This is a genomic window from Paraburkholderia bryophila (assembly GCF_013409255.1).
Lineage (GTDB): Bacteria > Pseudomonadota > Gammaproteobacteria > Burkholderiales > Burkholderiaceae > Paraburkholderia.
Genome location: NZ_JACCAS010000002.1, coordinates 3,299,645 through 3,316,229, shown reverse-complemented (window position 1 = coordinate 3,316,229; position 16,585 = coordinate 3,299,645). Strand labels below are relative to the sequence as shown.

Below are 16,585 nucleotides of genomic sequence, written 5' to 3'. Positions count from 1 at the left end.
CGTCGATCAAAGGCCCAACTGGGCGATGAACTGATTGGTAAAGCCCAGCGTGCCCGCCTGGCCATAACTATTGCAGGTGGGCGACGCGTAGCCCGGCGCGCAGTCGTTGTCACGATCGAACGACCAGAAATGCACGCCGGCCAGACCGTTCTGCGTGGCGAATGTGGCGACGGTCGCGACGTCGGCGGTGGTGAAGACCTCGTCCTGGGTATCGTTGCCGCCTATCATCGGCGTGAGTTCGATCTGGCTATACGGCACGCCGTAGTAGCCATGCAGATTGATCGCCGCCTGCACCGCCGATTGGCCCATATCGCACGAACCGCTACTGCCGACCACGCAATTGCCGGGAATGGAACTGCCATAGTCCATCGTCATCAGGTTGATCGTGTAATTCGTCAAGCCGGCCGCCTGAATGGCGTTCATAACCATCACGCCCGCACCGCCCAGGCTTTGCGGCGAATTACCGCCCAATGTCGCGATCGTGAAGCTGAAGCGCAAGTTGGGATAAGTTCTCTGCGCAACGATCACGCGCTGGATCAGGTTGTTAACGTCATCCTGACTTTGGCCCGCTTCAATATCGAAATCGACACCGAGCATATTGGCCGAGTAATAGGTCTGGATAAATTGACTGAATCCGGCATCCGAGCCACAGGTGAACGAGCCCGCCGCGCCGCCGGTGGACACGATATAGCTCTTGCCCGCATTGACGGCCGCCTGAACGTTCGCCCCCGCCACTTGCGAAGGCGTCAGCCCCGCCCAGTTTTCACTCCCGCATTCGCCGGTGGCGAACGCCCAGGTCAGCGTATTGAGCTTGCCTGGCATCACGGTCAGGATGGGTTGCAACGACCCCGTCACGTTGGTGGAAATCACATTCGTGTTCCAGTTCATATTGACCGTGAGATCCTTGTACGGACTGAAAATGAATCCCTTCGCCACCACCGCGGCATTGGACATTTTCTTTTGACTGACACCGACCGGATCTGAAGCACCTCCACCACACGCTGCGATCACGGCGCACAAAAGACCGGCCGCAATGCCTTTTATCATGTTGGCTTTCAAAGCTTTCTCCTGAGTGAGAATCAATTTTTGGCCATTTTCACTAACGGGTCGTAGTACCCACCCGGCATGCTGAAATATCCAAAAATGGCACACAGGCAGCTTAGTAATTCCCTCGGGGAAAGCACCTGCTCAGATAGAGAGGTAAAGACGTGTTATTCGAAACCGGAGCGGGCCAATCCGTAGTCCGCGCGCCCTCGCCGTCCACAAGATTTTCTTTACCCTCGCGCAACATATCGTCGATTGTCAGCTAACCGTAAATATCGGATAGTGCGGCCTGGCCAATATTCAAGGAAACGACGCAGATGAAGCTCCGCCCCCTCACCCCCATCGCGGCGATCGCATTCGCCGCCCTGTGCGCAACCTCCGCCGCAACGCACGCCGCCGACAACAATCAAAACAACGCCTCGCAAGCCACGATTCAACGCACGGTCGACGCCGCCATTCAACCGCTCATGGCCAAAGACGGCGTGCACGGCATGGCGGTTGGCGTGATCGTCGCGGGCCAGCCTTACGTGTTCAACTACGGCGTGGCGTCGACGGAAACCGGCAAGCCGGTCACGCAAGACACGCTGTTCGAAATCGGCTCCGTCAGCAAGACCTTCACGGCAACGCTGGCGTCGTACGCGCAGGTCAGCGGCAAGCTATCGCTATCCGACAAGACAAGCCAATACCTGCCGTCGCTGCAAGGCAGTCCGTTCGGCAACGTGCGTCTCGTCAATCTGGGCACGCATACGCCCGGCGTGCTGCCGCTGCAGGTGCCCGACGAGATCCAGAACGACGAGCAGTTTCTGCACTACCTCAAGGCATGGAAACCGGGCTGCGTGCCGGGCACTTGCCGGACGTATTCGAATCCCGGCATCGGCACGCTCGGCCTGATCACGGCCAAAAGCATGGGCGAGGCGTTCACGCCGTTGATGCAACAGCGCCTGTTCCCCGCACTCGGCCTGAAGAGCAGCTACATCGACGTGCCGGCCGCCCGCATGCCGGACTACGCGCAAGGCTACAAGAAAGACGGCGCGCCGATCCGCGTTGCGCCCGGCGTGTTATCCGCCGAGGCGTACGGCGTCAAGACGACGGCGACCGACCTGACGCGCTTCCTGCAAGCGAACATGAATCTGGTGCAGGTCGATGGCAACTGGCAACGCGCGATCACAGCGACGCACACCGGTTACTTCACGGCGGGCGTGATGACGCAGGACCTGATCTGGGAGCAGTACGCGTATCCGGTGACGTTGAAGACGCTGCTCGAAGGCAACTCGACGGCGATGGCGATGAAAGCGACCCCCGTCACCGCAATCAAGCCGCCGTTAGCGCCGCAGCAAGATGTCTGGATCAACAAGACCGGCTCGACGAATGGCTTCGGCACGTATGTCGCGTTTATTCCCGGCAAGCAACTCGGGATCGTGATGCTCGCGAACAAGAACGTGTCGATCGAAGATCGTGTCACTGTCGCGCATCGGATTCTGACGGCGCTTGCCGCGGGCGGCGCACGTTGACAAAAAGGGGAATCGCCATGAACCGCGAGTTTCGCTTCGTGGATTCCGGGCAAGCCCTTTAACGTGGCCGCACCGAACTGAAGCGGTCGCCGCGCGGCGAAGGCTCGCTTAAAAGCCGCCTTCCCGCTGCATGACCGCGACGAGCGCGCGCAGCCACTTGCCCGCATAACTCTCCCGGCCGCCATCGAGCGACGCGCTTCCCGTCAACTCGCGCGTCAACATCCTGCCGCTATCGCAGTCGCCGATCCGCACTCGCCAGGTCGCCTGCAACGGCACCAGTTGATGCGTCTTCGCGTCCTGCTCGGCGGGAATCGGACCGCCATACTGGCTCGCGACCGAAGGCTCGTCGAGCACGCCGATATTCACTTTATCGACGGCCTGCACGAGGCAATGCACCGGCCGCATTTCCGCGAGCGTCGCGACGAACACGGCCGGCTCACCGGCTCGCACACGGCCCACGTCGTTTTCGCCGACGAACGCATCGCCCTTGATGCCTCCGGGCCCAATCACGTCGTAGAGCCGCTCGCCGCGCGGCAGCCACGTGCCGGCCGCGAGCGCGTAGCCGGGCACATCCAGCGTGCCGGCAAACGGCGCGCGGATCGTCAACTGCTCGATTTCCGCCTGCAAGCCCGCGATCGTCTGACGCGCCGCATCCCAGCGCCGCGTCAGCGCGACGCCCTGCTCGCGCAGACGGTCGTCGAACGCCTGCTGTTCGACCTGCCAGCGCAGCAACGCTTCGTCGGCCTGCGCGGCTTTGAGCTTGTATTCGAGATCCGGCGACACGATGGTCGCGAGCACCTCGCCCGCTTGCACCGTCTGACCGTCCTGGGCGGGCGGCGGCGTCGCTGCCACATAACCCGCCGCGACCGTGTACAAGCCTTGCGCATGCTGCGGCCCGAACACCGCCGGCGCATTCACGCCCGCGTGCCACGGCAACACCACGAAGCCGATCAGCAACGCGCCCACCAACGCGGCGCGCCGGGTCTGCCGCCGCCAGCCCAATTGCGCGCGACGCTCCCAGCACGCGAGCGTTTCGCGCCACATCGGCCGCACGATAAACCAGCCGAATTCGATGAAGAACAGCATCAGCCCGAGCACTTTGAAGAACGCGTGATACACGACCAACGCGATCGAGAAGAACACCACGAGCCGGTACAGCCACGTCGCGAACGCAAAGCCGACGAGGAACCGCCGCCGCGACGGCGAGCACGGCTCCGGCTGCGGCTCGCCGAAACCGAACAGCCACTCGCGCAGCCACCAGCGCCCGAGCGCGAACGCGCGGTCGTGCAGATTCGGCATGTTGAGCCAGTCCGACAGCAGAAAATAGCCGTCGAAGCGCATGAACGGACTCGCGTTGATCGCCAGCGTGCCGATCCACGTCGTGGTGGCGAGCAGAAACGCGCCGGCGCGCAGCGGGCCGTCGGGCAGCAGGCTCCACGCGAGCGTTGCCACGGCGGCGAGCGCGAGTTCGCTCAGCATGCCGGCCGCGCCGATCCGCAGACGGCTCGCGCGGCTCGGCACTTTCCACGCTTCGGTGGTATCCGTGTACAGCACCGGCAGCATCACGAGAAAGGCCACGCCCATGGTCGGCACGCGGCAGCCGTAACGCTGCGCGGTGAACGCATGCGCGAATTCATGCAATATCTTGGCGCAGCCGATCGCGATGCCAACCGCGACGAGCCCTTGCAGATCCGCGTACGAGTGGAACGTATGCAGGAATTCGTCCCAGCGGCGCGACACGAGGAACAGCCCGAGCACCGCGCAGGCGGCGATCATCATCCAGAACACCGGGCGAAACGCGAACGACGCATAGCGCGCAGTGCGCCGCAGAAACGCCATGGGATGCCACAGCGGAATGCGGATCATCAAGTAGTGTTTGAGCAGCCACATCGCCTGGCCGAGCCGCCCCGCTTCGGCGCGGGCGGCGAGCCGGTCGGCGTCGGCAGCGGTACGCGCGACCAGCAGGTTCTGCTGATGCAGCATGCGCACCAGCGCTTCCATGTCGTCGATCGTGACGGTCAGCGTCGTGTCGCGATTCACACTGGCGACGATCGCCTGCGCGTCGTCGAGCGGCCAGCGCGACAGCAGCTCGAAGGCCGGCCAGCCGAGCTGAAAAAAACGGTTCGCGGCGGGGTCGTGCAGCATCCACGTCGGCGCGCCTTCCGACGAAGGCGCACCGACGCTGAGCGTCAGTTCCTGGCGAAGTTGCGGCAGCCGGCTCATGTTGCGGTCCCACTCAAACGGGCGGAGCACATAGCGTTACCAGCCGAGCCATTGGCGCGCCAGCGTCAACGGACGACGCAGCACGTAGTAGAACAACGGCACCCAGTTGCCATGAATTCGCGCGGTGCCCATCGCGCCGAGCGGCGGCCGCGCCGTGGCGTCGCTAAAGGTCGCGCGGATGCGGTACGCGAGTACGCCGTCGGGTGTCGGCTCGGCGCGATACGCGACCGAGTCGATCCGCGCTTCGTAGGTGGCGAGCGGCGAGCTCTTCGGATACAGCGTGATGGTCGCGCCGGCTTTCACGTCAACGTTGTCGGCGACCGGCACATACGCGCTCAGTTCGACATGCGCCGGGTCCGCCAGCAACAGGATCTTTTCGCCGACGGCGACGGCCTTGCCGGTCCATTCGTTCGGATCGGCGAACACCGCGACGCCCGCACGCGCCGCGCTGACCCGCACGCGCGCGAGTTGCTGCGCGGTGTAGTCGAGCTGCACCGCGCTCTGGTCGAGCTTGCCTTTGCGCTCGGCCATGTCGAGGCGGTTACGGTCGTCGGTTACGGCGAGCTGCGCGGTCTGCCGATACTCTTCCTGCGCGGTATCGAAGTCCTTGCGCGCCAGCGCATAGCGCGACTGCAGCGTCGTGGCGTCGAGACCGAGCAGCGGCGTGCCGGCCGCGACCGGCTGGTTCGGCTGCACGTACAAACGGTCGATTACGCCGTCGAGCGGCGCACGCACCACGAACGGATCTTTCGGTGTGACTTCGGCCGGCGCGAGCACCGTCAGCCGCACGGGAATCACGCACGCAATCGCCAGCGCAATCAACACGCGACGCTGCTGCCGACCCGGCTTCAGAATCACGCGCGCCCGTTCGAACCACGAAGGCCGCGGGCCGAACGCCGCGAAGGCATGCGCCCAGACCTGCGCGAGTTCGCCGAGCAACGCGCAATCCACCGCGGTCCACGCCGCGTCGCGTGCGAACACCACGCCGCCCAGCGAACGGCCGCTGCGATCGGCCAGCGGTAGCCAGAGACCATGCTCGGGCCACCACGCCTGCCAGTCCTGCACGACGTGCGCGGCCGAAGGGTCGACGGCGAGATCCGCCGCGGTGAAGGCACGCGCGCGCTCCGTGGGCGCGGCCACGGTCGCATCGGCGGCGCTCGGTGCAGCGGTTTCAGGCGCGCGCGCCAGCACCCGGCACAGCGCGCCGAGCCACTGCACGTAAGGCGCATTCGGATCGCTCTCCGGCAAACCGGACACCGCCGCCACCGTGCCGGGCGCGGTGCCGCGCCACCAGGCGGCTTGCCGGTACGGCAGCAGCGACAGCGTTTCGTTGACCACGGTGAAGCCGAGCGTCGCTTCGGTCTGCGCGTCGCGCGCGCGGGCCGCGAGTTGCCACAGCATGGCCAGTTGCTGCGGGTCGATCCGCACGTTGTTCGCGTGGTTCCCGGGCGACGGGCCGCCGGGCGCCGGATGCATGGCGGTCATCGGCTGGCGAAGGTAGCCCAGCCGCTCATGCCGGGCAGCAGCTCGGGCACGTTGCCGGCCAGCGCGGCTGTCACGTCGACGGTCTGCGTGACCGGATCGACGCGTGCGCCGATGCGTGCGACCTGGGCCGGATAGGTCTTGCCGACCTCGTCGACCTGCACGCTGAGCGCATGGCCGGGCTTCAGCCAGACGAGCCACTTCGACGGCACGATCATTTTCAGTTCGAGGCGGCTGGTGTCGACGATCGTCAGCAGCGGCTTGCCCGGTTCCGCGAACTGCTGCGGCGCGGCCGAGCGCTTCGAGACGCGGCCGCCGAACGGTGCGGTAATCACGCATTTGCGCACCGTCGCTTGCATGTACGCGACCTCGGCGTTGCTCGCCTTCAGTTTGGCGGCCGCCTGCTGCACTTCGAGCTCACCGACCGAATGCAGTTGCGCGAGCCGCTGATCCACGTTCAGCAGATCGCTGGCGGCGCCGGCTTCGGCCTGCGCCTTGCGCAATTGCGCCGTGTACAGCGAGCAATCGAGCGACACCAGCGTCTGACCGGTGCGGAACGCGTCGCCGTCACGCAACGGCAGGGTCGCGATCTTGGCGGCGATTTCGCTCGACAGATCCACCTGATCGCGCGACACCAACTGGATGCGGATCTTGCCCGCATCACCGGACGCGTCGGTTTGCGCCGACGCCGGCTGCGGCGAGAGCGCCGGGGATGACACGGAAACCGGCTTGACGGCGGGCTTCGCGACAGGTTTTACGTCCGGCTGGGCGCCAGGCTGCGCGCTCCAGACCGGTTGTGCGGACAACATGACTGCGACTGCACACCACGCCGCACACTGCGAAAACTTCATTGCGTCTTAGCTCCACCTGTTGCAGGACCGGCTGCCTGGATCGTGGCCGGCGCGCTGGTGGCGATGCCATGGCCGAGCGCAACCCAGCGCTGCTGTTCCTGATTGATCGACTGCTGCAACGACGCCAGATCGTGACCCTTCACCGTGTCCGGCACCGGATCGAGGCCGAGCGTGGCGAGCAGTTGCCCGTACGCATTTTCGAGTTCGCCGTAGCTCTGATAGAGACGCAGCTCGGACATCATCGCGCCGGTCGCGGCGCGAATTTCTTCGAGCTTGCCCTGCGCGTTCGCCTGGGTCGCGTTATGCGTGTGTTCGAGAATCTGCTGATCGACGTCGTTCATCTGCTTGAGCAGATCGAACTGGCGACGTTTCGCGCTCAGCTCGCTGGTAGCCACGTGCACTTGCGTGAGCACCGCCATGCTCAGCGCGAGACGCTGGGTTTTCGCGACTTCAAGCTGCGCGTCGGCCATGCCCTTGATGTTCTTCACGTTGATCAGGTTCAGCAGGTTCCAGCTCACGCTAATGCCGGCCGCGCGCCACGCGTTATAGACGAGGAAGCTGTTGCTGTCGTAATGCGTGCCCAGGCTGAACTCGATGCCGGGCAGCATCTTCGCCATCGCCTTGTGGGTTTCGTTGACGCTGATCCGTTCGTTGTAGCTCGCCTCGACCAGTTCCGGACGACGCTCCAGCGCGGTCTCTTCCATGCGGTCCATCGGCATGTCAAAAGTCGGCACCGCGAAGCCTTCCGGCGGCGCGAGCGTGTAGTCCTTGCCGGGTTCGAGATTCATCAACGCGGCCAGACGCGGCTTGGCTTCTTCGAGCTGATCGCGAATCTCTTCCAACTGACGCATCAGATCGAGCAACGCGTGCTGATAGTTGAGCGTATCGAGTGGCGAGCGCAGATTTTCATGCTGTGCCTGACGCGAATCGTTCAACGCGCCGCGTGCCTGATCGAGCAGCGGTCCGATACGATCGCGCAGACGTTGCGCGCCGGTCGCCTGCCAGTACGCTTCGCGCACCTGTTGCATCATCAACTGCACGACTTTACGGCGACGTTGTTCGAGCACCAGAACGTGGTCCGCCTGCTCTTTCGCTTCGTAGTAGCTGACGCCGAAGTCCAGCAGATTCCACGAGAACGACAGGTCCGCCGTGCGGTCGTTCTTGTCGGTCGAATACGACGGCGCGAGCGACTGCTCGTTAGTGAAGACGTTGGTCGACGACGACGCGAGTTCATGATTGCGCGTCGTATAACCGGCCTGCGCGGTGAGCTTGGGCAGCAGATCGAAATTCGACAGATCGAGCTGCTTCTGCGCGAGCGCCTCTTCCATCATCTTCAGCCGATGATCGAGGTTATAGCGGATCGCGCGCGCCATGGCTTCGTCGAGCGTGATCGGGCCGCTGACTGCCTGCTGCTGCGCGAACATCGACGTACGGTCGGTTTGCGCGGTCTGCGTGCGTTCGGCTTCGGTGAACGGCGTGGGTTTGATCGCGCAGCCCGACAGCCAGATCACGGCGAGCGACAGTGCCAGCAAGGCGGGACGCGGTGTACGCACCGCTACGGACGAGGAGTTCAATTCAGCGGCTCTCTTTCTAAAGATGACGGGATTCGGAAAACGGCGGACGCTCATGCGTGACCTCGCGAGACAGTCTCGGGCGCGACGGCGGTGGTCGCCGCGTTGACCGGACGGGCCACGTGCAGCGTCGCATGCGCGCGCACGAACTGTTCGGCGAGCGAGGGTTTGGCAAGCGGCGGACTATTGAACGGCAGCGCCGCGTGTGGGGGCGTGGCCGCGGTGGCATTTGGCGCGACGGCGGGCGGATGGGCCGCGCCGTGTGTTGTGTCGTGCCCGGCATGCCCCGAATGCGTGGAGCGGCTCGCGCCGCCGAATTCGATCGCCACGTCGCGGCGTGTCTGACGACCTTGAGCGTCGTGCGCGATGATCGCGATCTGCAAGGCGCGCTGATTCGCCGGTACCTTGCCGCTCAGCGTGCCGCGCACCGGGTCGTAATGCAGCCATGCCGGCAACGGACGGCCGTCGGCGAGACGCAATTCGACGTGTGCGTCGGCGCCGACCGGCAAGCCTTCGCTCGAACCGAGCATGACCGGCAGCGATACGACGAACGCTTGATCCGGCCCGACGTTCAGGTGCATCGCGAGGGCGGGCAGATCGAGCGATAGCGGCGCGCTGGTCGGCGCAGGCGTCGATTCGATCGGGCCGACCGAGGTGTCGCTAAGCGAGCCGTGATGGTTCGAACCGCCGACACTGCCGCTGTTCGCGTAGCTGCTTGTGCCGATTTCGTCGGCGGTGAAGGTGGCTGTGTGAATGGCTGGGATTGAGCCGACTTCCGGCGCATCGGCGAATGCGTCGAGCACGATCAGCGGGTTGGAAATGCTGTCGGTCAGGTCGAACGGGAACGTGACGATGATGTCGGGCGCGGACGTGGACGCCGCATTCGGTGTGTTCGACTGTGTCGCCGACGACGACGCGCTCGCACCGTTGCCACTAGGCGGCAGCGTGACCTGGTTCGCCGGCATCGGCTGCGTCGATTGCGTCGGTTGGGTCACCGTCACCGGCGCCGCCGCGATGTTCACGGTACGCGTGGACGGCACGCTGCTCTTCTGGCCGTCGTTGACGGAGAAGCTGATCGTCCGGCTGCTCGCGCCGGTTTCACTCACGCTGTCCGCGTAGGTGACGGCGGCAAGCGCCGCCTGCCATTGCGCGAAGGTTGCGCTGTGCCCCGCCGAACTCAACGTCAGCACACCCGTTGTTGCGTCATAAGTGCCGACGATGTTGCCGGTCGCCGCGCTGCCGGTGAATGCAAGCACGTCGCGGTCGGCGTGGAAGCCACCGCTGATCGACACCGTGGCCGATGCCAGCGTCGCGCCGCTGTCCACATCGGTCACGCTGATTTGCGGCGCGACCGTGACCGGTTGCGCTTTCGGTCCGCTGCTGAAGGTCAGTGAGCTCGTGTCGCTGTTGGTGACCCGCGGCGTCTGATCCGTCGCGGTCACGGTGATCGCCTTCGTGCCGACCGCGCTGTCCTTCATGCCATCGTTGACGGCGAAGCTGACGGTGCGTTGCGTGCTGTCGGGTATCAACGCCGTGTCGGTGTAGGTCACCGCGCGCAGCGCCGCCTGCCATTGCGCGACCGTGGCCGACTGGCCCGCCGACGTCAGCGTCAGCACGCCGGTCGTCGCGTCGAACGAAGCGATGATATTGCCGAACGTCGTGGCGTTGCCGTTCGTGAACGCAAGCACGTCCTCGCCGGCATGGAAGCCCGTCGTGATCGAGACCGTGGCCGACGCGAGCGTCGGGTTGTCGCGGTCCGACACGCTCAGGCCGCTGTCCACCGCAACCGGCGTCGACGTGGCGTTGTCGCCCGACACGAACGCCGTGTTACCGCTCGACGTCGTGGTCAGCGGCGTCTGGTCGACGTCCGCGACGGTCACGCCCTTCGTGCCCGCGGCGCTGTCCTTGGTGCCGTCGTTGACCGTGAAGCTGATCGTGCGCGTGGTGTTGTCCGGCGTGACCGCCGTGTCGGTGTACGTCACCGAGCGCAGCGCGGACTGCCATTGCGCGAGCGTCGCGCTGGCGCCGGCCGAACTCAGCGTCAGCGTGCCGTGGACCGCGTCGTAGCTGGCGGCGATGTTGCCCATCGTCGCGCCGTCGTTGCTGAAGCCGAGCACGTCCTCGCCGGCGTGGAAGCCCGCGCCGACCTGCACCGTCGCCGACGCCAGCGTCGTGTTGTCGAGGTCCGATACGGTCACGCCGTTATCGATGACAACCGGCGTCGACGCGACGTTGTCGCCCGCGACGAAGGCGCTGCTACCGCCGGAGGTCGTCAGGATCGGCGTTTGATCGGCCGCGGTCACGTCGACGTTACGCGAGTACACGGCGCTGTTATCCGTGCCGTCGTTGACGACGAAGCCGATCGTCCTCGCAGTGGTGTCCGGCGTGATCGCCGTGTCCGTGTAGGTCACCGAGCGCAACGCAGCCTGCCACTGCGCGAGCGTGGCAGTGGCGCCGGCCGAGCTCAGCGTCAGCGTGCCGTGCACGGCGTCGTAGCTGGCGGTGATATTGCCCATCGTCGCGCCGTCGTTGGTGAAGCCGAGCACGTCCTCGCCGGCGTGGAAGCCCGCCCCGACCTGCACCGTTGCCGAGCCCAGCGTCGTGTTGTCGAGATCGGACAGCGTGATGCCGTTGTCGATCGTGACCGGCGTCGACGGCCCGTTGTCGCCCGACACGAACGTGGCCGAACCCGTACTCGTCGACCCGACAATCGGCGTCTGATCCGTATCCGAGACGGTGACGCTGCGCGACAGCGCGGCGCTCGTCTTCGTGCCGTCGTTGACGGTAAAACTGATGGTCCGCGTGGTGTTGTCCGGCGTGATCGCCGTGTCGGTGTACGTCACCGAACGCAACGCCGCCTGCCATTGCGCGAGCGTCGCGCTGGCGCCGGCCGAGCTCAGCGACAACGTACCGTGGACCGCGTCGTAGCTGGCGGTGATGTTGCCCATCGTCGCGCCGTCGTTGCTGAACCCCAGCACGTCTTCGCCGGCGTGAAAGCCCGCGCCGATCTGGAACGTCGCCGAGGCCAGCGTGCCGTTGTCGCGATCGGATACCGTGATGCCGGTGTCGATCGCGACCGGCGTCGACACGACGTTGTCGCCGGCCACGAACGAGGCCGAACCGCTGCTGCCGGTGGCGAGTATCGGCGTCTGGTCGGTGTCCGTCACGGTGAGGGTGCGTATCAGCGTAGTGCTGTTTTGCGTGCCGTCGGAAATCTGGAAGCTGATCGAACGCGACGCCGTATTGGGCGTCACCGCCGTGTCGGTAAACGTCACGGCGCGCATGGCGGCAGCCCATTGCCCGTCGGTCGCGGTGCCGCTGGACGAGGTCAGCGTCAGCACGCCGGTCGCCGCGTTGAAGTTGGCGAAGATATCGCCCATCGTCGCGCCATCGTTGATGAACAGCAGCACGTCCTGGTTGGACTGGTAGTTGCCGGTGATCGACACCATCGCCGACACGATCGGATTGCCGAGCGGGTCGAGCACGCTGAGCCCGCCGTCCACCACGATCGGCACGCCGGCCGCGTTGTCGCCTGCGGTGAAGGTGACACTGCCGGTGCTGGTCGTCGTCAGTTGCGGCGCGGAGCTGATCACGTCGACGTTGTACGTCAGCGTGTTGCTATCTTTGATGCCGTCCGACGTGACGACCGACAGCGCGCGCGTGCCGAGCGGTGCGCCCGGCGCCGCCGAAAACTGCACGTTGTCAATGATCGCCTGCCAGTTCGAGAGGGTCATCGCGCCGCTGCGGGTGATCGTCAAGGTCCCTGCCACGCCGTCGAACGTGATCGTGAAGTTGAAGCCCATCGTCGCCGCGTTGTAATTCAGGCTCAACTGGTCGCCGCTCTGGAAACCGGACGTGAACTGGATCGTCGCCGACGCCATGGTCGTGCTGTCGCTGTCGGTCAGCGTGATGCCGCTGTCGATGTTGTGCGCGGCCGCGCCCGGCAGATAGTTGAAGTCGCCGCTCGACGCGCTCAACACCGGGCTTTGGTCGACGCCCGCGACCGACACGGTCTTGGTGCCCGCCAGGCTGTCCTTGCTGCCGTCGTTGACGACGAAACTGATCGTGCGGTTCGCGGTGTTCGGGGTGATCGCCGTATCGGTGTACGTCACCGCGCGCAAGGCCGCCTGCCACTGCGCGAGTGTCGCGGTGCCGCTCGACGAACTCAGCAGCATCGTGCCGGTGGCCGCGTTGAACGACCCGGCGATGTCGCCGAACAGCGTCGCGTTGGTGTTGCTGAATGCCAGCACGTCCTCGCCGCTGTGGAGGTTGCCGGTGATCGATACGGTCGCGTGCGCCAGCGTCGAATTGTCGAGATCCGAGACGGTCACACCGCTATCGATCGCGACCGGCGTCGAGGTGACATTGTCGGCTTCGACAAACGCGGTGGTGCCGCCCGTCGTGGTGAGGATCGGGGTCTGGTCGGTATCCGCCACGGTCACCGTGCGGATCGATGCCACGCTGTTCACCGTACCGTCGTTGACGGTGAAGCTCACCGAGCGGGTCGTGTTATCCGGCGTGACCGCCGCGTCCGTGTAGGTTACCGAGCGCAGCGCCGCCTGCCATTGCGCGAGCGTCGCGGTGGCGCCGGCCGAGCTCAGCGTCAGCGTACCGTGGACGGCGTCGTAGCTGGCGACGATGTTGCCCATCGTCACGCCATTGTTCGTGAAGCTGAGCACGTCTTCGCCAGCGTGGAAACCCGCACCGATCTGCACCGTCGCCGACGCCAGCGTGCCGTTGTCGAGGTCGCTGACCGTCAGACCGCTGTCCACCGCGACCGGCGTCGACGGCGCGTTGTCGCCGGCGACGAACGAGGCGCTGCCGCCCGAGGTCACCACAACCGGCGTCTGGTCGACGTCCGTCACGCTGACCGCTTTGGTCGCCGCCAGACTGCTGACCGACCCATCGCTGACGGCAAAGCTGATCGTACGGGTCGCGGTGTTCGGCGTGACGGCCGTATCGGTATAGGTGACGGACTCCAGCGCGTTGCGCCATTGCGCGACGGTGGCGATCGCGCCGCTCGACGTGAGCGTCAGCACGCCGTGCACCGCGTCGTACGACGCGGCGATATTGCCGAACAGCGTCGCGCTGGTGTTAGTGAAACCCAGCACGTCTTCACCTGCGTGGAAGTTGCCGGTGATCGACACGGAGCCGGACGCGAGCGTCGTGTTGTCGAGGTCGGACACGCTAATGCCGCTGTCCACGGCGACCGGCGTCGACGTCGTGTTATTGCCCGCCGTGAACGCGGTCGTGCCGCCCGTCGTGCCGACGATCGGCGTCTGATCCGTAGCGGCAACCGTGATCGTGCGGGTGGCCACTGGGCTGGTCTGCGTGCCGTCGTTGATCGCAAAGCCGATCGTGCGGGTCGCATTGTTCGGCGTAACCGCCGTATCGGTATACGTGATCGAACTCAGCGCCGCCTGCCACTGCGCGATGGTCGCATGGCTCGCCGAATTGAGCGTCAAAACGCCGGTCGCCGTGTTATACGAACCGGCGATATCGCCCATCGTAGCGGGATTGCTCACGAACGACAGCAGATCTTCGCCGCTCTGGAAGTTGCCGGTGATCGATACCGTGGCGCTTTGCAGCGTCGCACTGTTGGCGTCGGTGACGGCGAGTCCGGAGTCGATCGCGACCGGCGTCGACGCCGTATTGTCGCCGGCCACAAATGCGGCCGAACCGACGTCGGTCGTCACGATCGGGCCGGCTGTGACGGTCACCGTATTGGTGAGTAGCGTGCTGCTTTTGGTGCCGTCACTGACGGAAAACGACACGGTGCGCGCGCCCGGCGTCGCATTCGAGGCGTCGGCGAAGCGCACGGCGTTGAGCGCGTTGTCCCATTGCGCGAGCGTCGCACTGTTGCTGGCCGACGTGAGCGTCAGCACGCCGTTGCTATTCGAGGCAATGCCGATGTTGCCGTAGAGCGTCGCACTGGTATTCGTGAACGATAGCGTGTCGCCCGACTGATAGCCGCCGCCGACCGTCACGGTCGCGGACGCCAGCGTGGTGTTGTCGCGATCGCTGATCGACACACCGCTGAACACCGGCGTGGAGGCCGCGCCCGCCGCATACGCGACGCCGCTGCTGGTACTACTGAGCGTCGGCGTCTGGTCGGTATCCGCGACGGTCACGGTGCGGCTACCGGTAACGCCGGCCGAGATGCCGTCGTTCACGGCGAAGCTGATGGTACGGGTGGCTGTGTTCGGCGTGATCGCGGTGTCGGTATAGGTGACCGCGCGCAGCGCGGCCTGCCATTGTGTGATGGTCGCCGTACCGCCCGACGAAGTCAGCGACAGCACGCCGGTCGCCGCCGTATAGGTCGCGGAGATATTGCCGTAGAGCGTCGCACTGGTGTTGTTGAACGCCAGCAGGTCTTCGCCGCTGTGAAGGTTGCCGGTGATCGACACGGTTGCGGTCTGCGCGGTGGTGGCGCCCGCGTCGGACAGCGTAATGCCGTTGTCCACCGCGACCGGTGTCGACGCGACGTTGTCGCCCGCCACGAACGACGCGCTGCTGCCGCTGGTCGTGGCGACCGCACCGAGCTGGGTGTAGGTGAAGTTGTTCAGCGTCGGCGTCAGGAAACCGTCGTCGCCGACGTCGACGATCGTGATCGACGTGAGGTTCTGAAAATTCGCGTTGCCCGCGAGGTTGATCGTGCTCGAGTACAGGCCGCCTGTAACCAGCAGCACCTGTTTGGACGCATCGCCGTTCGGCCGGATGTAGATCGAGCCATCGGAGAATGCGTCGATGTCGAAACTCGACAACGCGAAATGCGAGCCATTCGCCAGCTGGATCGTCAGCGACGACATCTGCGTGCCATTGAAATTGACCATCAGCACGCCGTCGGCCGGCCCGGTCGACAACGGCGGCGCGCCGAACGGATCGGTCGTCGTCGTGTAGACGGTGGTCTCGACCGGCTGATCGGTCGTATAGGTAAGGCCGTCGAGCGTGAAACTATTGGTGGTCGTGTCGAAGGCGGGCGACACGTGCGTGTCGTAGGTTTCCACCGTCACGCCCAGCAGCGCGTTGTACTGCGCCTGCACGGCCGCCGATTCGATCACCGGCGTGTGCACGTCGCCCACTTTGTACTCGAGCGTCCAGTTGCCGCCGAGCGCGGCCATCCCGGTCGCGTCCGTCGACGCCGCGACGTTCAGATGGGTGAGCGCCGCGACGCTCTGCACCAGCGCCTGGCCGTCCGCATTTTGCGCGACGTCGCAACCGTAGATCAGGAAGTCGCCGCCCGGTTTCATCGCCGCGCCGATCTGCGTGAGTTCGGCGCTGTAGGCGGACAGATCGCCCGCGTTCAACCACGTCGAACCGGCCTGAATTTCGCCGTCCGCGCCGTGCGAGATCAGGTGGATCGATTCGATGCCCTTGTGAGTCTGCAGATACTGCGCGATCTGGGCGAAGCCGTCGGTGTTCGCGTTCAGCACCACGTATTGCGTGCCGGCCGGCAAGCCCGCAATCAACGATTGATAGTTGGCGACGCTCGGATCGATGAACACGACCTGATGCGCCGCGCTGTCACCCTGGCCCGCCGCGCCAGACTCCGCCGCTTTTGGCGTGGCGCTGTCTTTGGACGGACCGGATCTGGACGGATCGGATCTGGCCGCGTGGTCGGGTTTGACGTCGTGCTCGGCGACCGGCTTCGGCGTCGCGGACAGCGAGCTCGCCGCACCCGCGTGCGAATCGCCTTCGGCGCCGTGCGGATGCGGCGCGACCGCCGCGACCGACGCGTCGTACACCACGCGCGGCTCGAGTGCCATCATCAAGGGCGCCGGTACGACGGGGGCACGCACGCTGGCTGCGTCGCCGTGGTCGATCAGACGCTTCAGAAGTTGCTTGACGATTTTCATGACACTCGCTCCGCCGGAGCGCTGGCTGCCGCGCCCCGTGACTATTG

Annotated in this window: 7 protein-coding genes; 1 reads left to right on the top strand and 6 read right to left on the bottom strand. The window is 65.4% G+C overall.

What is annotated here, in order from left to right:
* Nucleotides 1-6: 6 nt before the first annotated feature.
* Entirely contained in the window at nt 7-1,152 is a 1,146-nt protein-coding gene (locus GGD40_RS35670) for a glycosyl hydrolase (RefSeq protein ID WP_373565406.1), read from the bottom strand.
* A 209-nt stretch (nt 1,153-1,361) separates the two neighbouring features.
* On the opposite strand from GGD40_RS35670, the gene ampC reads away from it, so the two are divergent.
* Nucleotides 1,362-2,555, top strand: coding sequence for a class C beta-lactamase (gene ampC, locus GGD40_RS35665; RefSeq protein ID WP_179746882.1), 1,194 nt, complete (start codon nt 1,362-1,364; stop codon nt 2,553-2,555).
* Between the two features lie 108 nt (nt 2,556-2,663).
* On the opposite strand, the gene GGD40_RS35660 is transcribed toward ampC, so the two are convergent.
* From GGD40_RS35660 to GGD40_RS35640, 5 genes are all read right to left on the bottom strand, one after another.
* On the bottom strand, nt 2,664-4,778 hold the full coding sequence (locus GGD40_RS35660) for a peptidase M50 (protein WP_179746881.1): 2,115 nt from the start codon (nt 4,776-4,778) through the stop codon (nt 2,664-2,666).
* Between the two features lie 36 nt (nt 4,779-4,814).
* A complete protein-coding gene (locus GGD40_RS35655) occupies nt 4,815-6,254 on the bottom strand; it encodes an efflux RND transporter periplasmic adaptor subunit (protein ID WP_179746880.1) in 1,440 nt (479 codons plus the stop codon).
* Nucleotides 6,255-6,259: 5 nt separating this feature from the next.
* A complete protein-coding gene (locus GGD40_RS35650) occupies nt 6,260-7,069 on the bottom strand; it encodes an efflux RND transporter periplasmic adaptor subunit (RefSeq protein WP_179746879.1) in 810 nt (269 codons plus the stop codon).
* Between the two features lie 38 nt (nt 7,070-7,107).
* Entirely contained in the window at nt 7,108-8,535 is a 1,428-nt protein-coding gene (locus tag GGD40_RS35645) for a TolC family protein (RefSeq protein WP_445013587.1), read from the bottom strand.
* A 200-nt stretch (nt 8,536-8,735) separates the two neighbouring features.
* Entirely contained in the window at nt 8,736-16,538 is a 7,803-nt protein-coding gene (locus GGD40_RS35640) for a DUF4347 domain-containing protein (RefSeq protein WP_179746877.1), read from the bottom strand.
* Nucleotides 16,539-16,585: the final 47 nt, after the last annotated feature.